Below are 24,071 nucleotides of genomic sequence, written 5' to 3'. Positions count from 1 at the left end.
TTAAATAGCGATAATCACATTTATCACCCAGATTAATAACACTAGCGTTAACACGTTTATTTTTATGATGAAAACGATGATCTCATCAGTGTAATTAAGGTAAAATATAGTGAGTATCACGGTACTCGCTTTATTTAATGCTTAATCTCAGCTTTAGCCAAGGAATGTTCATCGATGATCTTTTCAAAACCTTTAGTTAAACAAGTAAGAAATCGTTTAAATTGCAAAAAATTAATCATTGCCTGTGCATTTATGCCTTTGTTTGGCAATGCTGCAGCTGCAACCATTGCCGATGATAATTTTAGCCAGTGTAAAGTCAATTTAGCTCAACGTGCGCAAGCCGCAGGGTTTTCCTCTACTATCACCCAGACCGTTATTGGTAATATTTCCCCTATTGAACGCGTGATCGCTTTAGACAAAAAACAGCCAGAGTTCACCCAAACTTTTGCGCAATATATTCAGGCGAGAGTTACCGACTATCATGTGCGAGTGGGCAAGAAAAAGTTACAACAAAACAAAGAACTATTTGATAAATTAGAAAAAAAATACGGCATCCCTCGTCAATATTTAGTGTCATTTTGGGGCTTAGAAACCGTATTTGGCAAACACAAAGGTAAAATGGAAGTACTTGATGCCCTAGCAACCTTAGCCTGTGACGAGCGCCGCAGTGAGTTTTTCACCCTAGAGTTATTAAACTTGTTCACCTTGATTGAAACCAAGCAGGTAGCTGTTGAACAACTAAAAGGCTCATGGGCCGGTGCCATGGGACATCTGCAATTCATGCCAACGGCATTATTAAAGTATGCGGTTGATGGTGATAATGATGGCAAAGTTGATATTTGGAATAGTGAAGTTGATGCCCTAACAACCGCGGCTAATTACTTAAATAACATAGGTTGGCAAGCCAAAGAGCGTTGGGGTAGAGAAGTTAAATTACCAGTAGACTTTGCTTTTGATAAAGTAACTTTTGATCAATATTATCCGCTTGATTATTTTAAAGAGCTCGGCGTTAAAAAAATAAACAAGCAAGCATTACCTACTTATGAAATTCAGGCTGAGCTTTATCTGCCATCCGGCCACAAAGGACCCGCATTTTTACTTTACCCAAATTTTAATGTCATCATGACGTGGAACCTGTCGAAAAGTTACGCTCTCTCAGTCGGCCTATTGGCCAATAAGTTAGTTGGCGCCAAAGGTCTTGAGTTTATTCAACAAGCGCAAACTAAGGTAAAATCTTATAGTGTCGCTGACATGAAAAACCTACAAAGCCAACTGAATATTTTAGGCTTTGAAACAGGTGAGCCTGATGGTATTTGGGGACCTAAAAGCCGACAGGCTATTCGTTTGTTTCAGCTAAAACATCAACTAATTGCCGATGGTTATCCAAATAGCGACGTGTTGATAACGGTTAATTCCGTGTTCAGTAAAACCGAAACGATCACACCCCATACCAATCAAGAGAGCTAGTATCATCAACTCAAGTGATAACAAAAATACCAAAGAAGCAAGTAAGCTTAGACCATCTGTTGCCAATACAGCGCTTAGCATGGCGACCTTTAATTTATTTAATTACCTTGAGCCGCCTAATGCTTATTATGAATTTGAGCGTATTTATAGCGCCGAGCAATGGCATAAAAAGCAAAAATGGATTAGCGAATATTTAGCCGAATATCAGCCTGATATCATCGGCTTTCAAGAAGTATTTAGTAGCGACTCATTAAAAGAACTTGTGAGTGCACAGGGTTATGATTATTTTGGCGTGGTTGATCAGCCTCAGGTTATTGATGATTTTATTTATAAAAGGCCTGTGGTCGCCATTGCTTCTCGTTACCCCATTGTTGATATCCAGGCGGTACAGCCAAACATTGAGCTTGCTCAATCCCTTGGCTTAGCGGCTGACTTTACTTTTAGTCGTCAGGTATTAAGGGCTACGATTGATATCCCGCATATCGGTAACTGTGATTGTTATGTGGTGCACTTTAAATCTAAACGCTCAATGATTGAGATCGATGAGCACGATAAAAGTCGTTCACCCGAGCAAACGATTATTGAAAGCCTAAAAGCACAAGTGGCAGGTAGTTGGGGCTCAACCATACAACGAGGTAGTGAAGCGACGTTATTAATGGTTGCTATGATTGAGCGCCGTGAGACTACGGCTAACCCCATGGTATTAATGGGTGACTTTAATAACACCCTAACTGATGGTGTATTGAGTCACCTACTAACCAATACTTTGCGCTTTGTATCGCGTATTGACCGCGATGCTTACTTGGCTAAGTATTGTTTAAGTGATGCTTGGCATTTATTTGAAGTAGCCTGTGCTAATGAAATTGATGATAGCGCTATAGATGCAGCGAGCGAAGCCGGTACGGTTAGTGAAGCGAAGCTAGAACTGAGTCAAGCGCCAAGTGCAGAACTACCTCCAACACGTAAACACACGCATTATTTTGGCGGTGGTGGCTCAGTGCTCGATTACATTTTATTGTCTTGTGAATTTGATGCCAGTTATCACGACAGTCTTTATCAGGTCAGCGGCTATGATACTTACGATCGACATTTAATTAATCCCATTTTCGACCGTGATGGCGAAAGTACCGACCATGGTATTGTTTTGGTAACCTTAACGTTAAGATCATAAGGCGTTATTCAATCGCTCTATTTAGTTGCCTACAGCTAGAAAATATTTAAAGCTAAGCTAACTTTACCTAACCTAAGTTAAGCAAGGTCAATGAGATAAGGCAACCATCACAGTCAACTGAACAGCTGTAAGAACAGCAGTCGAGGCGAGGTTAATAAAAGAACTGCGGGCTAGGTATAGGTATAGGTATAATCAGACAGTATTGATAAATTGCAGTGAGAAAAGCCAGAAAAGCGCTAATCCCACTTATTGTTTATACCTTAGCAGTCACTTCTGTGATTGATAACTCTTGTATCGCTATTGCCGTTATCAAACTACTCACCCTAGGTAATAAGGCTCTGATCGACTGATTTTCAGAATGCATTACCTCAACTAACTTGGTACAGCTATCCACTAATGCATCACTGTAAGCAAATCCTATCAGCGCAACTATCTTAACCATAGCGACCTCATCAAGCATCTTATTGCTTTCGTCTTGCTGTTCGTAGACGATATTAACCAACTCGATAGTACTGACCAGTCTTTCCATTCGAGGGTTAAGCCTGATTAACGATTCAACCCGCTTGCTCGCTGCCTTTTTAAGAAGATCCTTGCTGGCCACTATCCTAGGTTGAGTTTTTATACGTTTAACAGGTGACTTTTTCTTAACCACCTTACGTTCTATGGATTCACGATAGCTGAACTCTCCGTCGACAAATTGACCAATATTGGTCACGCTTAATCGCTCAGACATTATTGCAGCAGACTTAGCCGTTTTACGGGTAAAGTCTCGATAATCTTCAGCAAAACCATGGGTTGAGATACATTGAGCTAAATCCAATATCAAGGCATTTTTCTTACCCTTTGATGCGCGTAAACACCTGCCAATGATCTGTAAATACAATCTTAATATCTTAGTGGGTCGCGCTAAAACAACGCAATCCGTGGTAGGATCATCAAAGCCAATGGTAAGCATCGACATATTAATGATTAACTTGACCTCATTTGACTTATATCTACGTATACTTTCATCATTATCACTAATAGCACGTTGCGAATGCACCATTTCATGTGAAATGCCGAGCAAACCAAAAGCCTCAGAAAGCGCTTCTACATGTTTGATAGAATTGGCAAACAGCATAACCTTACGGCCATGAGATAACGCGTCGTCAACGGTTTGCTGTGCAACCAAGGAGCAATGCTCTAGTAATATACAGTCTAAACCTGAGACACTAAAGTCACCTCGGTACATCTTAACCGCGCTATAATCTATCTCTTGAGACAGGCTAGGCACCTTGTAAACCGGTTTGGCTAGTTCACCTAATTCAATCAGCTCCCTAGTGGTGGTTTCTTCAATCAATTTCATCGACTTATCAATATAGACACCAAGTCTGTCAATGGGTGTCGCAGTCAATCCTATGATCAAGTCAGGCGATAGCTCTTCACGCATAGCGATATAAACGCCGCCCATACAGCCAACATGATATTCATCACGTAGCAGTACATCACACTTAATATTTAGATGTCTTCTTCTACCATATGACTGCTCCATAACCAAGGTCACATCACCACCAGCCACATACTTATAGCCAGACTTAACCACGCTAACAGACACCCCATTCGAGGTCAGGGTGTTTAATAATTGCGGTACCAATGCAGCATTACGTAGACTTACCACGATTTGTCTGTCGGACATTGCTTGGCACAATTTAAGGATACAGATACTCTTACCGCCACCCGTAGGTAATGCGATAATGGAGTTTTCTCCTGCGCTAATAGCCTTATTGACACTGTTTATCTGATAATCTTTTTCTAAAATCTGCATGCCATACTACTCGGGATTTTCTCTTGTAATGAGATTATTAGCGGTTATAAAGTTAAACCGATGAATGTTACGTTTAAATTTCCTGACAACGTAAGTCCCTACAATAAAGCCTATGCGCATTGCAACACAAGGCAGATCGAAAAGGGGGCACCATTATATACTGAAATGACGACAATATGCAGAATTCAGCTATTCCTTTTATTTTTACTTTTACTTTTAGGTTTTAAGTGTATTACTTCGCCAGTACTTTTAAGCTAACGTCGCAGTGATATAAGCTAGCTTTAGTAGGCCTTGGCTAATTTTTATCAGCTAAGAAATAATACCCCACACAGCACAAATCCTCTAAAAAGATGTTACTAATCTTTTCCTGGTGAAGGTAGCTATTGCTTGTTATCTTGATGCTAGTTAGTCTATTAATTACCCCTTATCAGCTAACATTATAAAACATGATGTCTATATTTCTGCAAAAAACTTTACTGCTTGGCTGTTTGTTAGCCGTTATTTCGCCGATGGAGTTATTCGCACAAGGCGATGAGTTGGGCACGTTACCACCACCGAGAAAACTCACGACAATACAAGCAGAAGTTGCTTCGAAAAATTATCAAAAGTACTGTTCGTTATGCCATGGTGAAGACCGACAAGGCCATGTTAATGACCATGCGCCATCACTGCGTAGCAAAAGCTTATTTGAATCAGGCGTGCCACACGCTATTTTAAGACCGATGTCCTATGGCAGAAAAGGCACCGCTATGGGCGGCTACCTTGATGAAATCGGCGGACCGATGACGCTCAAAGAAACATGGAACTTAACCTATTGGTTATTTGAACAGGCAGGAGTTGAGCGATTAAAACTATCAACAAAGCCTGTGCACGGTGATATTAAACGTGGTGAGCAAGTTTATTTAGCCAATTGCACCAGCTGTCATGGTGTTGATGGTGAAGGAGTTACCGCTCCTGCGCTGGGTAATCAATCGGCACTTGCTCACAACACCGATGATTTTATTCGTCATGCCATACAAAATGGCCGACAAGATACGCCCATGCAAGCCTATAAAAACAAATTACCGGCGCAAGACATCAACAATATTACCGCCTTTTTGCGCAGCAAAGCACTCGGCTGGAAAGAAGAAAAAACCATACTGAGGGAGCTGCCCACACCAGAACAATACGTTATCAACAAAAAAGGTGATGATCCCAACTTTACCTTGCAAGATGGCATGTACGTCTCATCAAAAGATTTAAATGCAGCCTTACTTGCTAAAAATAAAATGGTACTGCTGGACACGCGTGTACCTTCAGTTTGGCAAACCGCACATATAGAAGGCTCTATTCCTTTTCCCTACTATGCTGACCTTGATGATACTGTGGCTGGCATTCCAAAAGATGTGCAAATCATTGCTTATTGCTCTTGTCCCCGTGCCGCGGCCGATCACACCATTAAAAAATTAAGAGACCGGGGTTATACCCGTACCGCCGTGTTATGGGAGGGTGTTTTTGGTTGGATGAATTTAGGTTATCCGGTAATGCGTGGCGATATTGAAGGTGTTGCCGACTAAAAGACTACAGAAGAATAGGTTTCAGCCCAAGACATTTATATTGTAATCACAAGAAGATGAAAAGGGATCAAAACTGCTCCCCTTTTCCTCCCCCAGAGTGCTCTGGCAACTTGCGGCATTACACTTTAAGTTCAGTTACAGCAAAGCTTTCTTAATTGGAAAATGCGAAATCGGCGCGTTTTACCAATTCACTTGTTAATTTATCTACCGCTTTTACTGAAATACTATTTTTCTCTTTTTGTAAATCCGCCGCATTGGTGACAATAAATAGCGCTATGTTCTTTGCCGGATCTATGTTTATTGATGCTAACCACATTGTATTACTACCGTTGTGCCATAAAGCACCATCAGTAACTACCCAGCCTAATGCATAACCTGGATTTTTAGCGGCCGTATGTAATTTAGTAAACTCTGCACCTGTTAATAAACCAACAACGTCATTCCCGCGCAAACCGGATAAGTGTGCCGCAATGTATTTACCCATATCTTCAAGGGTACTATGAACAGTGCCTGCAGGCCCAAGCACCGCAGGGTTATCATCATTTTTAGCTATCCAACCAACTCCTTGAGCTAAGTGCCCAACAGGTTGTGTTAAATTACCTTGAGCATCAGGTACGCCAAAGCCACTGCTTGTCATCGCTAAGGTATTAAACAAATTTTGTTCTAACAATAATTCCCAGCTAGTGCCAGTAAGACGTTCCATCATTGCCCCTGCAACCATATACCCTAAATTACTATAAAGGTATTCTCCTTTATTTACCTCTGGACTAAGCACCAATGCTTCTTCAATCATTTTTTGACGTTGCCCTTCAATATCCAGTGAACTGTTATGATAACTATTAAGTGTTGGAGTATTAGCTCTCATACCTGAGGTGTGCGACAGTAATTGCTCAAGTCGTACATTTTCATAATGACTATTCATTATGCCAGATAACTCAGGATATACATCAGCAATGGTGGTATCCCAATTGATGATACCTTGTTTAACTAACATAGCCGCCAGTGTTGAAGTCATCGATTTTGTTAATGATCCAAGGTGCCATTTATCTTCAACACTTACAGCAGTAGTACTGCTAATTGAACGGAAACCCGACACGGCCATTTCAATGATCTGTCCGTTATGCACCAAAACTGCAGCCATAGCAGGTAAACCAGCTTCAATACGAATATAATTAACAACATCTTGCAAAGTACCATCTCCAGCTTGACCCGTCGCAGGCCTATCAGGTAGCGGCTCTGATACTTTTATCCCCTCTGACTCACCACATCCAGATAATACCAAGAGATTAAGAAAAACGAGCACAATCATTAGGAAGTGTTGTCGTGTTAAAGGTAATGCATTCATTTTATTTTCAACTTATTGTCAAAGTAGCTAAGGTCCAAGCGTATGTTATTCCACTGTAAGTATCTTTTTCAAAAGTGTATTAAAAGTGTAATTTATTTTACTTATTCAACTAGAGAGTCAATTACGAGCCTTTTTTGACAAGGCACATTGTTTGGTTGCCATATATAGATACCAATTACACTAATAAATTGATCAGCTTAGAGTTGTATTAGCGAGCTTAGAACAAGCAAAATTACTTAAACATAGTTATTCTATATTTCTTTAATTTTGAGCCGTTATTGGTTCGCTAATAAACTCCCAAAGGGCGAGTTTAAAAGGTTTACCTGCAGCGTTATTGATTTCGATAAGGGAATAACCATTCTCTTCAATCAATGCCTTGCCTCTAAGCCTTTTAATTCTCGCTAAGTGGTCAATTAATTAATGTACTTGGTATTACCCATGTTTACTTTTATCACTAGGGGTTAGTGATTCAGAGGAGTTTTACCTGTCACATGGGTATATATTAAAATGACATGACTGCTTTTGTTCATTCTTCATTTTCTTTTACTTGATGTTACTATTTTGTTAACTTCAAATGGTTAACAAAAAATAAATACTATTAAGTTTATGATTTAAAATAATTAATAAGTAATATCATCAGAGGAAATTATGATTAAAAAAATATTTAAATGGCTTGGGGTTATGCTGCTTACAGTAATAGTGGTTGCTGGCAGTTTCGCCGCTTATGAATGGAATGCCGATAAACCGTTGCGGTTTCGGTCTTTTGTCGATCGAGAAGTATTAAAAATGGCATTTGAAAGCCCTGAAACCTTGACCTCTTTAGGCTTTTTGGAGTCAGTGGGCATCACTGGACATAATGGTGAACTTGATGACGCAAGCCTTGCTAAAGCCGATGAGTTATATGTTAAGTTAAAGCAAGTACATAAAACACTCAATTCATACGAAAATGACAGTTTAACTGAGGCTGACCTTCTTTCTAAAGAGATTGCGCTATATTTACTGGATTTTGCCAAGAACGCCGAACAATTCCGCTATCATAGTTACCCAGTAAACCAGCTGTTTGGCATACAAAATGGTTACCCAAGCTTTATGGAAGCTCAACACCAAATTCATAACACCGATGATGTTGAAAACTATTTATCGCGTTTAGTGTTAGTAAAAACTAAATTCACTCAAGAACTCGAAGGAATAAGGTTAAGAGAAGAAAAAGGAATTATTCCACCCTTGTTTGTTATTGAACGTGTACTTGAAGAAATGAACAATTTTGTTGGTAAACCAATAGAGGAAAATATTCTTTATACCTCATTGGCGAAAAAAATGACTGAAAGCGGTAATATTAGTGATGATGAACAAGCTAAATTGCTCGCTAAAGCAAAAAGTAATATTAAAGATTATGTGCACCCAGCCTATAAATCCTTAATTGATTATTTTACTAAGATAAAGCCAAAAGCGACAAGTGACGATGGTTTCTGGCGCTTACCTAATGGCGAGCAAGCTTACATAAGCTCGTTAAAATTCTTCACTACTACCGATTACACGCCTCAATATATTCATGATATTGGCTTAAAAGAAGTAAATCGTATTCAGTCAGACATTATGACTATTCTTAAAGAACAAAACTATGACATTGCTCAAGGCTTTAGTGCCGCTATAGAAGATTTAGCTGCGCAAGAAAGTTTTTATTACGAGGACAGTGATGCTGGCCGGGCACAAATACTGGTTGATTATCAAAAAATTCTTGATGAAATAGATATGGGTTTAGACTCTGCATTTAGAATTCGCCCTAAAGCGGGCATGGAAGTTGTTAGAATTCCTGAATTTAAAGAGAAAACTGCACCTGGCGCTTATTATCAGCAGCCAGCCATCGATGGCAGCCGCCCAGGCCGTTTTTTTGCTAACTTATATGATATTAAAGCGACACCTAAATACGCAATGCGAACATTGGCTTATCATGAAGGTATTCCTGGCCACCATTTTCAAATTGCTGTTGCAATGGAATTAGAAGGCTTACCACTATTTAGAATGTTTTCCCCCTTTACCGCTTATGTAGAAGGTTGGGCGCTGTATAGTGAATACCTTGCATGGGAAATGGGCTTTCAAGACGATCCTTTCGATAATATTGGCCGTTTGCAAGCTGAACTATTTAGAGCAGTACGCTTAGTGGTTGATACAGGAATTCATTATAAAAAATGGACCCGAGAGCAAGCTATTGATTACATGAAAGCGAATACCGGTATGGCACAATCAGATGTTGTTTCTGAGATTGAGCGTTACATTGTAATGCCCGGCCAAGCTACGTCATATAAAGTAGGCATGATGAAAATTTTAGCATTACGAGAGAAAGCAAAACTCGCGCTAGGAAATAAATTTGATCTCCGAGATTTTCATGATGTAGTGTTAAAAAATGGTGCTGTTCCGCTTAATATTCTGGAACGTTTCATTGATAATTATATAAAAGAGACGTTGACGCAGTAGTTTTCCAGCAATACTTCTTATAGTTTAGCAGCAGAGTAAGATTATTTTTAATTTACTCTGCTGCTATTATTTAAGTAATAACCTAATACCAAATCCATTAAGTTACTCTTCTTCTGCCTTACTAAAAGAGTCAATAAAAGATTGCAACCCCTCTTGCACTAACTGATAAGTTTTATCAATATTGGTGGCAATATCGCCCTTGAGTACTTTTAAACCGCCAAGTATTTCCTTAGCTTCAGCAAAGCCTTGTTCGATGCCTCCACGGATAATATCAATAAAAGCGGTTAATGACTGCTCTTCGTCCATTTCAGGGTGTTGCTCTCGATAAGAGGCTAAAAACTGCGTGCTAAAGTTAATAATACGCTCAGCCGTAGCTTCAGGACTAACATCAAGGCCCGACTCATAAGCGTCTTCAACGCTGCTATCAACTCCTCCCGACTTAAGCGCTTCGTTGATTCCTTGTAAAGCCGTTTTTAACAACAGTGATAATGGCCTGTCGCCCATAGTATTACTAAATTTCAGAGTAGACTCTATAATGGCCGCATTAAGCTGTTTTTTCTGACTAACATAAATTGGCTCTGCGGTTTGTGCTACTTTATTCTCATGGACAAGCGCAGAGTTTTGCTGTCCCATGACTTTATTGTCTTTTTCATCCGACGCTTTTGCTACGGGGCGTACACCTTGGTTAACGGGTGTGTTTGGGTTAATTGTTGAACTCATAATATCTCCCTCAAATTATCAAAGCCTTATACCCAAGCTACTTCAAGGTGCTCGTTTCAGGAGGACTGAATTCTGCATATTGAAGTTTTTTGGGTATATATAAAAGTATCGGCACCGTGAAGTATAACTTAAGTGTTAAACTGTAGGTATTTTGAGCGATTATATTACCTTGCCAGCATGTCACTTTTTAAGTCATCATCAACCGAGTTAGTTCCCAACCAAATAGATAATAATGCTTGGCGAAAGGCGTCATTAGTGATGCTAGATAAAGGTTGGTTATTTTTTAAAACATGAACACCTACACCGGGCTCACTGATAAAAGTAAATTGATCTTGTTTTGTTATGGCTTGCTCAAAAACAGCGGTAAACTCAGCGATATAAACATCTATCGCTGTAGTATCACCATGAGTGGCAACATCAAAGCTCTGCTCAATGGACGCAAGCATTTTCTCAGAGGTGATCAAACCGGAGACAATATTCAGTCGAATGGCACTGATTTTTTTACCCTTAATGATTTCCTGACTAGCCGTGTCTATTCCCTCTTTACTCTTTATATCGTCTTCGCTAAAAAAGCTTGCCACGTATAGATCGATAAAAAACTTGCTACGCACACCCGCCCCTTGGACTAGTAGTGTTTTATCACCAAATGTGATCGATGGTGAAATTTCAACATCGGCAACTGTTTTGGCTGCGACATTAAGTGAAAGGCTCAAAATAATAGTGCTGAATAGGCTTACCAGTGGCTCCATGATTTTCCCTTGTAGGTTGCAACCCAAGCATTTCAATCACTCATTTCTCTAATAGATTACAAGTGAATTGCTAAGAATGGCTGCGAATTAAAAATGGCTAAGAGATGGAGATGTTAACTAATAAATAGAGGTTAACAGTCTTAACAGCAAAGCAATGTAAAACATGTCAGCTAAAGCGTTGTAATATGTAATGTATTTAGGGTTTTCTTTTTCGAGGCTTCTACCTTGTGTAAGTAGAAATAATCAGGGTGGAAAACTTTTCATTTTTAATAAGGATGGTATTAAATAACTAAGACCATGAGCCTTTATCGCAATGATAAAACCGCAGCGCCACTTTGCTTAATAAGTGACTGCATCGACTAGAGTTAACCATAATTTCATTGCTATTAGGTCGAGCGTACTGTGCTGAGCACAGGGTTATGTTTGAAGTAGCAGTACTAGAGAGTTATAGCTGTAGTGCGGCTAATTTTAAATGATGCCGTACACATTAATGTTATAAAACCTTATCGTGTACGGTACTTTCACTGCCATTAAGCTGATAATAAAAATATCGGAATAATCACCTCTTCTTCATCATACAGATGTCTTTGCAATATTCGTTGTAAGTGCAAGATACTATCAGTCAACAGCTTTACCTGCTGCTTATTGATAACATCCGACGTGTTCATGCCCATAGTTATGCTCATTACCATATTACTCAAGTCATCTAATGCCAGATCTAAAGATTGATGATCCTTATCCAGTAGATCGATGCCCTTACTTAGCTGCGGCATAATTTCCCTAAATTTAGGAAAATAAACCTGTTCTTCAATCTGGTGATGATTATGCGCCCTATCGACTAAATACTGTGCCGCAGATAAGGGATCTTTTAATTGCTGCCAAGTGAATAGTGTCTGAGAACCATCAAGTAATGTTGCCAACAACTGTTTAAGATAAGCCGCTGTCGCCAATAGATCGCCATGGTATTGAATAAAAAATGACGCTTTGCCGCCATAGCGAGCATGTTGTGACCACTGTTCTCTTGCTAGTGGTAATAACTGACTTTTAATAGCCGCTGGTAAGCCTTTACGCAAATCTACTTGCCATGCTTGCTCTACTTGAATTGGTTGCTCTACTCGCCTCTGCTGTTCGGCTACTGTTACAATGCTCATAATACCCCCTGTCTAATATTAATTACTGAAGATTAATTACCAGTCAGTATACGAACTTTAAATACGTCAATATATATACGTAATCGAACAACACTATTTCATAAATGACAACAGTACGGTCTTATAAGAACTTATACAGAGACTGACCATTGGTACTTTTCTTAACTAATAGCTTTAGTTTGATTCTCCGCTTGAATAACCTTGAACAGAGTGAATTTAAGAATATGTTTGTTAACCACGTCGTTGTGGAGACGACTAATCAATTAAATTTACTGTGACGCCCTTTATGCTGCATTAAAAATAAAAACACCACGACAAGCGTGGTGTTTAGTAAAGACTGGCAAGCCCAATCAGTTGAATACTGAGTTATCGTTTGGCTGAGTTAAAATCTTAACTAAAACCTTAGTTTAATACCTTAGTTTAAAACTTTAACTAAAAGCGTAATTAAATAACCTATTTAAATACGCTATCTATCTCAATAACTTCAACATTTTTAGACGGCAGCGTTAACTTGTAGCTTTCAATAATTTTATCGGTAGCTAAAAGCTCTGCTGGTTTTTCACTGTTATAGGTTAACGGTGATACTTGCTCAGACAACAAACGTTTTTTCATATCTTTACCATCGCTTGAGATGAAAACATAATGAATATCATCAGTTTGTAAGTTCTCTTTAATGACACGATTGACATCAGCTAACGATAGTTTGGCAAACTCGCCACGTACATACTTAACAAACTCTTCTGTTTGATAAAATTCACTATCAAGTGCGTAACCTAACTGCTGGTCTTGGCTAGCCACTAATTGCGGCGCATAGTTAGTTAAATAATTACGTGTTGCCTGAAAGTCTTTTTCGCTCATGCCATTTTCAATCAACTTGTCCAATTCATATAAAGCGGCACGCGTGGCAAAATGCGCATCATTGTTTGAACGTAAAGGACGTAACCAAACTTGGAAAATTTGGCTTGAACGACCTAAGTTTGCGTCAGGCTTAGTTTGGTACATACCGCGTGGGAAATATTCAATATAAGAATAATCACCGTAATTCATACCACGCGCTTGACGTATTTGTTGATACAAGTAGCTGTTAGAACTACGATGTTCACCAAAATATGAACGCACTAACCAAAGCGCGGCCCAGTCTTTGTCACTGCGAATAGTATCAATTGGGAAACCAAAAGAGACTGCTGTTGATTGCGCATTCTTTTCAATTATAGTCGCATGATGACCTTTTAAAACCGGCGCTTTAGCAATAGTTAAGCGCTTTTCATCACCAACAGGTAGTGCCGTTAAGTCAGAGATTAACTGTGCTTTTAACGCATTGGACATAGCGCCAGTAATACCTACGTTTAATTTAGCTTGGGTAAGTTGACTGTTGTAGAAAGCTTTAACATCTTCAATGGTGATTGTTGCTAAGTCAGATAAATCACCACTATTGAAATTTTCATAAACATGGCCCTGATAAAGCTCGCTATAAAGCACCTCTTTACCTAACTCTTCATCATTAGACGATTTAAGACCTGATTTAATACCCTCAATTAACTCTTTCTTCAGACGCTTAAAGTCATCTTCACGCCAACCAGGGTTTAATAATTGATCACTAATCAGTTGATACCATTGGTCAGCATTGTCTTTGTGAACACGGCCAGTAAATGACATCATTTCTTTATCAAGCTGAGACGAGAATCTTCCTGCTAAAGGGTATAAACCTTTTTGAATGTCTTTATAGCTACGCGTTACTGAGCCACCTTGGGTTAGCATGCGTGCAGTCAATGCCGCTACGCCTTTCTTACCTACAGGATCAGCTGCTGCACCGGTATAAAATAGGAAGTTAATATCAATCAACGGTGAGTCATTGGTTTTATCTAATACCGTAAATAGCGGTGCGCTAGGATTAGCCTTTTCCATCTCAATTTTTGCCACCGCGCCGTTTAGGTCAACTTCTTGGGCAAAACCAGCAATTTTATCTAATGCTGATAACGTTACTGTGGTGCGATTTTCATCGACAAAATATTGATTGGCGATGTCTTTAATATCTTCTGCAGAAATATTGTCAAAGCTATTATATAAGTGGTTGATCGTTTCCGGATCACGATCAAAATGCATATACCCAGCAAGTGTTGCCGCGATAGCCTCTGATGAATCTAAGCTATTAACAAAACTGTATTTTAAATTAGATTTTAGATCATTAAGCTTTTGTGCAGAAACTAGCTCGGTACGTGCTTGTACATAGGTACGATTTATCGCATCACGGACAACCGCTAAATCTTTTTCTTCATTCACTTTGATGAATACGTGACGTAAACCGGCATCTTTTGTTTCCGGGTTATAGTTAAACATTTGGCTCGCCAACTGCTTATCTACCACTAGCTCTTGATATAAGGCTGAGTTATTTGAGAAATATAATTCAGAAATTAAATCTAAAGCGGCACGATCTTTTTTCTTCGGTTGCCAATCAGAGCCTTTATAAGAAACTAATAGCCAATGACCCGGTAAACCATCAAATTTTTCATGGACATATTTCGGTGCTTCTTGCTTTGGCTCTGGCGCGATTTCGTTAACAAAATCACCCTTTTTCCAACTGCCCCAATGTTTTTCTACCATCGCCATGGTCGCTTCTGGCTCTACATCACCAACAATCACTAAAGATACATATTCTGGCTTATAAAACTGATTAAAGAACTTCTCACCATAAGCAATTTGGTTAGGCATGGCTTCTACATCTTCAAAGAATCCCATGGTGGTATGTTTATAAGTATGACTCTCAAATGCTTCTTTGCGCACAGCCGCTAATAGCTTGCGAGTTGGGCTAGCATTGTTTTTTAAGTATTCGCCTTTTACGGTTAACGCTTCAGTTTTAAATTGAGCATCGGTGTATTTAAGATTTTTAAAGTGATCCGCTTGAATCTCTAATACTTTATCTAAATGAGCTTTAGAAAAATCTAAGTGATAATTAGTGTAATCGTTGGTCGTGTAAGCACCGTTATCAACACCAGCATTTTTAAATAAATCAGAGTAAACATCTTGTGGGAATTTTTCTGAGCCCTTAAACATCATATGTTCAAAGAAATGCGCAAAGCCAGTTTTACCCGCTTCGTCTTCATCACGCGAGCCTACTGACACCGGGATTTGTACTGAAACGAGATCTGGATAGTCAGTTTTCACAATTAACACCCGTAAACCATTAGCTAATTCTTTAAATAAGTATTTTTGGCTAAAGACTTTATTGGCTTCATTTGCAGCTAATTGCTGCGACACGTTATTGCTAGTGTCAGCTGTGGTTGCCATACAGGCAGATAACGTTAAACTTGCCGCTATTACCGCCGCCAAATATTTCTTTTTCATCTTATTTTCCATCTTAACTTTCATCATTATCCCCTATATTATTATCCTGGTATCTTATGTAACTCTGAGCAGTATTTCATTAGTTTTGCGAGTTAAAGTTGCGACACCCTGTAACAATTTAGTTACACCATAAGGATCCTGCCCTAAGCTGGTAATATAAGTCATTCATCAACAACAGCAGCCGCTTCACTTGTCATTAATTAATTGAACTGCTTGGCGTTTATTTCTCTGCTTGGTGTCGCGGCGTTGCCCCCTTATTTTTTTGCCTCCGCTTTAATAAACTTTAGCTTATTATTAAAGCTATTTTATTAAACGGAATTCCGCTAATATGCCCTAATTCTATACACCGAAGATACTTCCTTGAATATATTCCCCCTGACTCCAATGATGGCGACACTATGTGGTTTTGCAATTTTTATCGGCACACTTGATAGCGCTCTCGCGCAAAGTAATCCCGTAACAAAGTCTGTACCAAAGGTGATAATTAAGGAAAGAGTGCTTTGGTTAGTCGAAGATAAGCTTGAAAATATCGATCTATTAACTAAAAACTCCGCAGAAACATCAACCGCTTCCTATATTGAAAATCTAATCATTCAACAATTAAAAAAATCATACCAGTATGATGTTCGAATAGTGCGCATGACAGCGCCTCGGTTAATGAGAACACTTAAAAGCAAAGAAAATATCTGTCTCGCCAATAGATTAGATTCAGCGGAGCGCAGGAAGTATTCGCTATTTTCAGATCCGCAAAGCTTTTACTTAACACATAAACTTTACCGCTTTAATGCAAAATCTCCCTTACCTAAACATCTATTCAATGCTGAGGGTGAAATCAAAGATCTTGCTAGTGTATTTCAAAGTTTACCCACTCACATTATGGGGATTGCACAAGATGTATCTTTTGGTAAGTTCCTTGACCAACAAATAAAACAAATAAACCCAGCAAACATCTATTACCGCGGCGGCACTCAGCGAGTAAGAGCGCTAGGTTCAATGTTATACAAATCACGGGTTAATTTTGTCCTCGCCTTACCGGTAGATATAACCCCAAATGAAGCACAAAAACCCCTGATAGAGCAATACACCATTGCCGGAGCGCCCCCTTACCTCATTGCACATTTTAATTGTTCAAAAAGTGAATTGGGCCAGCGTGTTATTCACGATATTAATAAAATACTCGCTAAAGTTTATCAAACTGAAGACTATTACCAAGCACATAAAAAATGGTTCTCCGCTAAACAATTAACGGGCTTACAACATTTTTTAGCGGAAAATTACGCTGAAAAACAATACATCACCCCTGCTAAGTAACATCCATAAGGTATAAAGCCGCTAGTCTGAGATAAAAACTCAGCTAGGATTATAAAGTTAAAATGTGAACTTGATTCATTACAAACAAGCACAATTTTCAGCTATCCCCCTCCTTTTAATTACTTTAATTTACCTAAAACCTTAAATGGCTCATTTTTCGAGCAAAACCAGCTATATTCTACGACTAATTGCCTAGTCTAAAGAGGCTATTGTGGTGAGCTATACATGCTACATTTAAATCAAATTTATACCGCTTAAATGAAATAGTGCTTTGAGTAGTGAGCAAAGGAAAAATAATGGTCAAAACCTCTGAATCCGTAAACGAGAAAAACGGTGAGTCTCAAAAAAATGTCGATGGGCTAACGGGGGCAGAACTAAGTGGTGAGGATCTAAGTTACCAACAAAAACATAAGCCTAGCTCAGCCTTCCTTAGCAATCGCTCTTTCAAACTGATAAACGCTACCAAGTAAATTAAGTAGTAAGCTATTCATTGGGCTGTCATTACCTGTAAATGTCAGGCTTTCCTTATGAAATACTACTGAGATACCTTTAGAGGTCAGGCTAGTGACCATTTCATTAAGGTGTCCCAAGTTACGAGCTAACCTGTCAATACTATGAACATACAAAGTATCTCCACTTCTCACATAATCCAGCATGTTAATCAAAGCAGGTCTATCCATTGAGCTACCACTAACTTTATCTTCAAAAGTCTTGTCAAAGGTAATACCAATATCAGCTAATTGTCTGTCTAGGTTTTGGTCAGTTGTTGATACTCTTAGGTAAGCTACGTTAGCCATATTATTTAGCCTCAGTAGTTTTGTTAGTGGTAAGTAGTTTAAGTAGTTTCTTTCCTGTTGCTGTACAAAGCCTAGATGGGAAAAAATGAAATCTAGCGTGAGATTTCAAACTACTTACTCTTAGCCTGTTGTCTTTATAATCTTTGTCTTCATCATCAATATCTAGCTTATCAACTAGGTAAAGGCTATCTAGTTGTTTGTATACCAATTTCCAGTGAGGGTAATCTAACTCAAGCTTTAGGTGTCTAGTAGAACCCATCACATTGTAAGTTCTATCTTTATAAAATATTTTAGAAAGCTCTATATGAGGTTGAGTTTCTTGTTACCTAGGATTCATTTCAAATGAATAAGGCTTCAATTCAAGTACATGTGGACTACCTCTACTATCAATTAAGCTTTTGGCAAAACCATATAGCTCAATAAGTCTTTCTTCAAAGAGTGATGGGTTGTCATATAACTTCAAAGCCTTAATGTGTGATGGTGTAAGAGTTTTAAGCATATCAACTAGCATATATAATTCATCTGCCTCTAAGGTATTATCTAAAGCTAAATTAACTGCAAAGTTACCTAAGAATTCTAACTTTTCTTCTTGGCTACTAACCTCTACTTCTTGAATCAGTCTTAGCAATATTGCAGAGAACTCAGGTCTATTAGCTAAAGTTTCAAAGTCAGTACTACCTTGCTTAACTAGCTCCATAATCCTAACTTCAACATCTTTCATCCAAGCATCAGTCCTCTTTTGTATAGGACTTGTAAAGACAGCTTGAAACATATTTGAGCCAGCAGGAACAATTGATGCAACTGTATTAGCTACTCTGTAAACCTTATCTGAGGTTGGCTCTAGTACAGGGTTGATTACTGTAAATCCATCTTCATTCTTCATAGCTTATCCTTAGTATTAGGGGCTGTTGACCTTTCAAATTATAACTCTGTTGCACTTGAAAAAGATGGCAGTTGAGGCGCTTAATATAATGTTTGGTTGTTCCAAATGCTTATTAAGCAACAAAAAGTGACGCTTTTTCAAGGCAACCCGAAGGGCTATGGCTAATTTTCAACTTAACATCGTTGAAAATCGTTGAAGTAGAATAACTACATGACACTCTTTTCGCCTTGTTACCTTAAAAATTAGCCTATAGCAGAGAGTAATTTGAAAGTTCAACAACCCCTAATGAATATCTGATGATTTGACATTATCTGCATAGGTTCTAGATACAGGTACTGAAAGTTTATTAACCAGCAATAATGATATTTTTCGACCGTCTTTTTTTAATGCCGTTATCGCTGACTTTGAAACCCACCAAGAACGATGCGTTTGTAAACCTGGATAGTTTTCGAGTAATTTCAGGGCGTCTTTAAAACGCATCAATAGTAAATGGTGACCTTGGCTGGTATACACTTTCACATAGTGATCTGCCATTTCCAAGCAATACAGTTCGCCACGCTTATCTATCGGCAATAAAGCCAGAAACTTTTCTAATGGTAAATTACCCTCCTTTTCAGCTCTTTGTTGATGCGCTTCATTTAATTTTTTCTGAACTAACAATTCATTTTTTTGCCAACTTAAATAGTCTTGTATCAAGCTAACAAAAGTTAATGCGCCGCCAATAACGATAGTCTTAGGAAGCACTTGCCAAAATTGCTCGTGGTAATCCACCTGTTGTGAGAAGAAGACCCAATTTATAATAGGCACAACAAAGCTCATCAAAATACTGCCAACGAGTGCAGACAGGGCAATACGACACCAATGCACTGGCAGTACTTTCATCAAAAGTAAATCACCATAATATGTAAGCGGCATATAAACAATATAACCAAGTGTACAGGTTGTTAGCCAATAACTTATCGACCATTGCAATGGTATTTCATCCATACCAAAGGGCGATAAAAAACCAATAAAAACGCCAATAATTAAAATTGCCGTTATAGCACTCTTCATTTTTCTTTTTGTGAAAAGTGGGGGTACGGGTTGATTCTTATGGTTTATTTCACGATTCGTCAATGGGTAATCATCCTAAATAGTGCTTTTTGCGAATAGTTTGCTGCCATTCACGAAATATTGCTTTTTATTTTTACAACAACATTTTATCGTATTTCCAGCCAGACGCAATTACCTATTTATTTATGTATTGCACACTCTAAAAATAAACTTATTACAGGAATTAATTATGAAAAAAACGTCATTATTACTCACCGCCATTACCTCAATATTACTGACATCTTTAGTACAAGCAAGCGATATTGAATTTGAAATATCAGGCATTAACAGCGACAAGGGGAAACTTTACATTCAGTTATTTAAAGGTGAGGAAAATTACCATAAAGGCAATGCCGAATTAGCTTCTGTTGTGAACGCTGCAAAAGGTTCAACCAAGGTGATATTTAATAACGTTGACCAAGGAGAATATGTTTTACGCTTTTTCCATGACGAAAACAATAATGGTGAATTGGAAACGAATTTATTTGGCCTGCCTGTTGAAGGTTATGGTTTTTCTAATAATGCCAAACCAAATTTTGGCCCTGTTAGTTACAGTGAAGTGGTATTTATTGTACCTGACAATAGCAATACGATTATTAACAAAACCACTGCAATTTATTAATAGTGAAATAATAGGAGTCACGACATGCAACGCCGTCAATTACTAAAAAGTATCGCTTCACTGAGTGCTGGTGCATTTATTCTCAACTTGCCTCTTAAAGCGTTATCAGCAACTAAGCAGAGTCCGCAGTTTGTGAACTACAAGGAGCTATTTAATCAGGCACTAAATAACTCACCTGAATTGATTGGTTTTGCCAATGTTGTCGATGATTTCCCCCCTCAAGTCTTATCAGTAGAAGGTAAGATCCCAGCAGATATTAACGGCACATTTTATCGAAATGGTCCGGCAAAGCATGAGCGTGAAGAGCAAAGATATCAGCACTTATTTGAGGGGGATGGCATGTTACAACGCTTTACTTTTTCTGATGGGAAAATAGTACATCAGGGTAAGTTTATTAATACCCCAAAGTATCAAAAAGAACAGCAGGCGAAAAAATTTTTATATGCGGGACCAGATACACCTATTCAACACTCACTACCCGTTTCGAGCTCGGGTATGATCAATACCGCTAATACCAATATTATCCCGGTGGGTGAAGACTTATGGGCATTATGGGAAGCAGGCTCACCCACCAGAATTGATACTGAAAGTCTCGAATATCGCGAGCAAATCATTCTGGGAGAAGCGGGTAAATACAATAAAACCTTACAAGGCTTACCTTTTTCTGCTCACCCCAAAGTAGAAGCTAATGGTGACATCTGGAATTTTGGGCTTAATCCATCAGGCCATATCGTTTTATATCATTTAGCACCTAACGGCCAACCTAACAATGTTGCCCTGATAAATACCCGGTACCAGGGTGGAATGTTACACGATTTTTTAATGACGGATAAACATCTACTACTTATTTTACCGTCTTTGAAAATGAAGCATTCATCAGATAAAAGTCGGCAAGGGTTTTTCTCTCAAATTGTTTTTGATGAAAATATACCTATGAGGGTTTTAGTAATCGATAAAGCTAACTTAACATTAAAAAAAGAATATGAATTACCTGCAGGCTTTGCTTTTCATTATGGCAATGCTTGGGAAGAAAAAGATGGCACCATTAGATTTGACGCTAGCCTTTATCCTGATGTAGATGTACTTCATAACTTATCAAATATGATGAAAGGCGAAACTAATAACGCACATACTAAAGCCCAAACGGCTTTTTTCATCCTAAAACCAAATGGCTCTGCATCCCATGTATTACTCGATACAACTAGTGAGTTTCCTAGAGTGTGTAATCATATTGTTGGCTTGAAAAACGAGCGACTCTATCACTTATCTTCTAAGCATGACAGCCTATGGAGCGATACGGTATGCGCATTGAATACTAATTCAGGTAAGTTAGTAAGTTACGACTTTGGCAAAGACTTCTTGGTAGAAGAACACATTCCGGTTTGTCCACAACAAAAAGAAGGCACAGGCTATTTAATTGGTACTGCTTTACATGTGCCGAGTAAGCGTACTTGTGTAAACATTTTTAACATTGAAAACATCGCTGATGGCCCTGTAGCGAGAGCTTGGTTATCACACCATTTACCATTAGGGTTCCATGGGAATTTCAAAATATCCTAAGCTAAAAAGATTAGTTTATTTATAAATGTACTAAGCTAAAAAGATTAGTTTATTTATAAATGTACTAAGTTTGATTACTGATCTTTTTTAGTCATTTTACTCACCACCAACAGATACGAATCATCCATCATACGCTCGACCTCCCCTTTAGGAATCGAGCCATCAAGAATGACGGTGTCCTATAACCTTTTATTCATATGCAACAATAAACCCATTTAAAAGACCGCGATCTATTCTCAACCGAAAAAGCTTGTGAATGCTAAAGAGCCACCTTAGTATTTAATAGCAACTTAGAGCCTAAGCCATAGGGGTGGCATTAATCACAGCGCCAATCGTATGCACTTAATATAGCGGATACATTTTTACTGCCGTGATCATTATTCGTCATTCTAATCATAGAGATACCTCGTTTATTCAAGGTCATATGAAATACATTAGACTCTTTGAATTTTTGAGATAAACTTTGCTGACTACACTCATTTTCCAAGTGTATTAGCGAAAGTGATTTTGCTTCTTTTAAGCTTTCTTTACGCAGTTGAATTAAACTTTCTTTAAAACTAAAGTGCACTAAAATATAATGCTCACCCATCAGGTAGTCGTATTGATATGGAATATTATTATTCATTAATTTTGAAATAAATAAACCATTGGTAAACTGGTCATTGAAACTTTCGATAGAATAAAATTCAGTCTCATCGCTACAGCTAATACAAGTTAGTAACAGTAAAAAGAGCAGTGAAATTTTCATTATGTACGACCTAGGTTAAAGGGAATGAACTATTGCTTTGACGGATCAGCTGCCATTAACGTCGAAAGCTATATCCTCTAAAAACGATTATGATTAAAGGTGAATAATTAAAGACGCTTGATCTTTCTTGGCCATTTTACTTACTACTAGCTTAAACGAATTATCCATCATACGTTCTATTTCACCTTGAGGAATAGAGCCATCAAGAATGATCGTATTCCAGAGTATCTTAATCATATAAACATTAGCGCTACTTTAATTTCCCAATAACTCGTGAGCTAAAATATGCCTAAATATTCTTTAGCCAATTTATACGAAACATCAAAACTGAGATTAGCCTCAATATTAACGTCAGGAATTACACCTTCGTCTTCCCAATTAGTGTTCGTTATAGGGTGTACAGGAAAAGCAATTGGTATATTAATACTAATGAATTCATTTACTTTCTGCTTTTTAGATATCACGGCAACTCCCATCGTTTTTTCACCTACAATAACGGCCTTTTTAAAATTCTTTAGTGTGTAGCTAAAAAATTCGCCGGTACCAGAAACGAATGCAGATGTAAGTATATAAACAGGGTAATCTTGCTTAAAATGTTCAAAGCCTAACTTTTTAGGCGACTTTAAAATTTGAGACTGTTTTTGTCTGTCGTATACCACATTAGCCAATGTTGTATTTGTTTCGACAAAAAAGCCCATCATATATTGTGCAAGAGATATTGACTCACCTTCTACATCTCGTAAATCAATAATGATAGCATCAGCCCCAGACAAGTAGTCGAATGCATGAGCTGCCCTCAATTCAGCATTTACGCTTTGAGAGAAAAAATTTAACTTCAAATACCCTATATTACCTGCAAGTATTTCTACCTTTTCAAAGCCAAAATTTTCCATATCCTTTTGTTTTGCGTGAACGGGTGTGTGACCAATGACAACGAAAGGATTTGTTTCCATAATATCTAAATAACTATCACCACTTACATTACGAATAAGTACGCCTAATTCATTAACAAAAGCTCCTAATTTATCTATTTGATTAAAGTCATTTGATGCTAGCTTATACTTTAACTTGCTAATTATGAGTTTGGATTTTTCAGGGTAAATGTAGTCATGCTCTAATACCTCAATGACTTCGTTGATACTTTTAGTAATATCTTTCTGAGTAAAGCGAGCATCAAAATTCACGGCTTCAAGTGCAAATATTTGAGTTATACCTACATTTAAACAAAGTATAATTGACCATAATATAATTCTAATTAATTTCATTTTTTTACCTTTA

Annotated in this window: 20 protein-coding genes and 1 pseudogene; 7 read left to right on the top strand and 14 right to left on the bottom strand. The window is 38.1% G+C overall.

Translation table 11 applies throughout. From position 1 onward, the window contains the following. Positions 1-174 precede the first annotated feature (174 nt). Both F580_RS0106320 and F580_RS0106315 read left to right on the top strand, forming a co-directional pair. Complete coding sequence (locus F580_RS0106320; RefSeq protein ID WP_019026857.1) at positions 175-1,467, top strand: lytic murein transglycosylase; 1,293 nt, start codon at positions 175-177, stop codon at positions 1,465-1,467. A 79-nt stretch (positions 1,468-1,546) separates the two neighbouring features. Then, positions 1,547-2,638 (top strand): endonuclease/exonuclease/phosphatase family protein, encoded by a 1,092-nt coding sequence (locus F580_RS0106315; protein ID WP_019026856.1) that lies wholly within the window; start codon positions 1,547-1,549, stop codon positions 2,636-2,638. A 253-nt stretch (positions 2,639-2,891) separates the two neighbouring features. Here the strand turns inward: F580_RS0106315 and F580_RS0106310 are convergent, their stop codons facing one another. Continuing rightward, positions 2,892-4,442 carry a DEAD/DEAH box helicase gene (locus F580_RS0106310; protein ID WP_019026855.1) on the bottom strand — a complete coding sequence of 517 codons (1,551 nt, stop codon included), beginning with the start codon at positions 4,440-4,442 and terminating at the stop codon, positions 2,892-2,894. A 446-nt stretch (positions 4,443-4,888) separates the two neighbouring features. Here F580_RS0106310 and F580_RS0106305 point away from each other — a divergent pair, with 446 nt between their 5' ends. Further along, positions 4,889-5,998: a c-type cytochrome gene (locus tag F580_RS0106305; protein ID WP_019026854.1), complete on the top strand. Its 1,110-nt coding sequence runs from the start codon at positions 4,889-4,891 to the stop codon at positions 5,996-5,998. 151 nt (positions 5,999-6,149) lie between these two features. Here F580_RS0106305 and F580_RS24075 read toward each other — a convergent pair whose 3' ends face one another. Beyond that, positions 6,150-7,343: a serine hydrolase domain-containing protein gene (locus F580_RS24075; RefSeq protein WP_019026853.1), complete on the bottom strand. Its 1,194-nt coding sequence runs from the start codon at positions 7,341-7,343 to the stop codon at positions 6,150-6,152. 681 nt (positions 7,344-8,024) lie between these two features. Between F580_RS24075 and F580_RS0106290 the strand changes: the two genes are divergently transcribed. After that, positions 8,025-9,818 (top strand): DUF885 domain-containing protein, encoded by a 1,794-nt coding sequence (locus tag F580_RS0106290; protein WP_425393319.1) that lies wholly within the window; start codon positions 8,025-8,027, stop codon positions 9,816-9,818. A 102-nt stretch (positions 9,819-9,920) separates the two neighbouring features. Here the strand turns inward: F580_RS0106290 and F580_RS0106285 are convergent, their stop codons facing one another. The 4 genes from F580_RS0106285 to F580_RS0106270 form a co-directional block, all read right to left on the bottom strand. Beyond that, positions 9,921-10,538: a DUF5610 domain-containing protein gene (locus F580_RS0106285; protein ID WP_019026850.1), complete on the bottom strand. Its 618-nt coding sequence runs from the start codon at positions 10,536-10,538 to the stop codon at positions 9,921-9,923. Between the two features lie 164 nt (positions 10,539-10,702). Further along, positions 10,703-11,287: a chalcone isomerase family protein gene (locus F580_RS0106280; RefSeq protein WP_019026849.1), complete on the bottom strand. Its 585-nt coding sequence runs from the start codon at positions 11,285-11,287 to the stop codon at positions 10,703-10,705. 530 nt (positions 11,288-11,817) lie between these two features. Continuing rightward, positions 11,818-12,438, bottom strand: coding sequence for a hemerythrin domain-containing protein (locus F580_RS0106275; RefSeq protein WP_019026848.1), 621 nt, complete (start codon positions 12,436-12,438; stop codon positions 11,818-11,820). A 453-nt stretch (positions 12,439-12,891) separates the two neighbouring features. Continuing rightward, positions 12,892-15,723, bottom strand: coding sequence for a M16 family metallopeptidase (locus F580_RS0106270; protein ID WP_425393318.1), 2,832 nt, complete (start codon positions 15,721-15,723; stop codon positions 12,892-12,894). 417 nt (positions 15,724-16,140) lie between these two features. On the opposite strand from F580_RS0106270, the gene F580_RS0106265 reads away from it, so the two are divergent. Then, entirely contained in the window at positions 16,141-17,091 is a 951-nt protein-coding gene (locus tag F580_RS0106265) for a transporter substrate-binding domain-containing protein (RefSeq protein WP_157443020.1), read from the top strand. Between the two features lie 419 nt (positions 17,092-17,510). Here the strand turns inward: F580_RS0106265 and F580_RS24070 are convergent, their stop codons facing one another. The 4 genes from F580_RS24070 to F580_RS25435 all read right to left on the bottom strand — a co-directional run bounded on the left by F580_RS24070 (position 17,511) and on the right by F580_RS25435 (position 19,824). Then, positions 17,511-17,888, bottom strand: a complete 378-nt coding sequence (locus tag F580_RS24070; protein WP_019026845.1) for a recombinase family protein — start codon at positions 17,886-17,888, stop codon at positions 17,511-17,513. A 1-nt stretch (position 17,889) separates the two neighbouring features. Next, positions 17,890-18,150 carry a hypothetical protein gene (locus F580_RS0106255; RefSeq protein ID WP_157443019.1) on the bottom strand — a complete coding sequence of 87 codons (261 nt, stop codon included), beginning with the start codon at positions 18,148-18,150 and terminating at the stop codon, positions 17,890-17,892. 60 nt (positions 18,151-18,210) lie between these two features. Further along, positions 18,211-18,771 (bottom strand): hypothetical protein, encoded by a 561-nt coding sequence (locus F580_RS0106250; RefSeq protein WP_019026843.1) that lies wholly within the window; start codon positions 18,769-18,771, stop codon positions 18,211-18,213. A 282-nt stretch (positions 18,772-19,053) separates the two neighbouring features. Next, positions 19,054-19,824: a LytTR family DNA-binding domain-containing protein gene (locus tag F580_RS25435; protein WP_019026842.1), complete on the bottom strand. Its 771-nt coding sequence runs from the start codon at positions 19,822-19,824 to the stop codon at positions 19,054-19,056. A gap of 229 nt (positions 19,825-20,053) precedes the next feature. On the opposite strand from F580_RS25435, the gene F580_RS0106240 reads away from it, so the two are divergent. Further along, positions 20,054-20,485 carry a DUF2141 domain-containing protein gene (locus tag F580_RS0106240; protein WP_019026841.1) on the top strand — a complete coding sequence of 144 codons (432 nt, stop codon included), beginning with the start codon at positions 20,054-20,056 and terminating at the stop codon, positions 20,483-20,485. Positions 20,486-20,509: 24 nt separating this feature from the next. Continuing rightward, entirely contained in the window at positions 20,510-22,045 is a 1,536-nt protein-coding gene (locus tag F580_RS0106235) for a carotenoid oxygenase family protein (RefSeq protein ID WP_019026840.1), read from the top strand. Positions 22,046-22,119: 74 nt separating this feature from the next. On the opposite strand, the pseudogene F580_RS26810 reads toward F580_RS0106235, so the two are convergent. The 4 genes and pseudogenes from F580_RS26810 to F580_RS0106220 form a co-directional block, all read right to left on the bottom strand. After that, positions 22,120-22,245: pseudogene (locus F580_RS26810) on the bottom strand (MmcQ/YjbR family DNA-binding protein); the annotation flags it as partial. Between the two features lie 116 nt (positions 22,246-22,361). Continuing rightward, entirely contained in the window at positions 22,362-22,793 is a 432-nt protein-coding gene (locus tag F580_RS0106230) for a hypothetical protein (RefSeq protein WP_019026839.1), read from the bottom strand. Between the two features lie 93 nt (positions 22,794-22,886). Then, positions 22,887-23,030: an MmcQ/YjbR family DNA-binding protein gene (locus tag F580_RS26575; RefSeq protein ID WP_019026838.1), complete on the bottom strand. Its 144-nt coding sequence runs from the start codon at positions 23,028-23,030 to the stop codon at positions 22,887-22,889. Positions 23,031-23,071: 41 nt separating this feature from the next. Further along, positions 23,072-24,058 carry a S41 family peptidase gene (locus F580_RS0106220; protein ID WP_019026837.1) on the bottom strand — a complete coding sequence of 329 codons (987 nt, stop codon included), beginning with the start codon at positions 24,056-24,058 and terminating at the stop codon, positions 23,072-23,074. Between the last annotated feature and the right edge of the window lie 13 nt (positions 24,059-24,071).

Source organism: Colwellia piezophila ATCC BAA-637 (assembly GCF_000378625.1).
Lineage (GTDB): Bacteria > Pseudomonadota > Gammaproteobacteria > Enterobacterales > Alteromonadaceae > Colwellia > Colwellia piezophila.
This window is presented reverse-complemented; position numbering and strand designations above follow the sequence as displayed.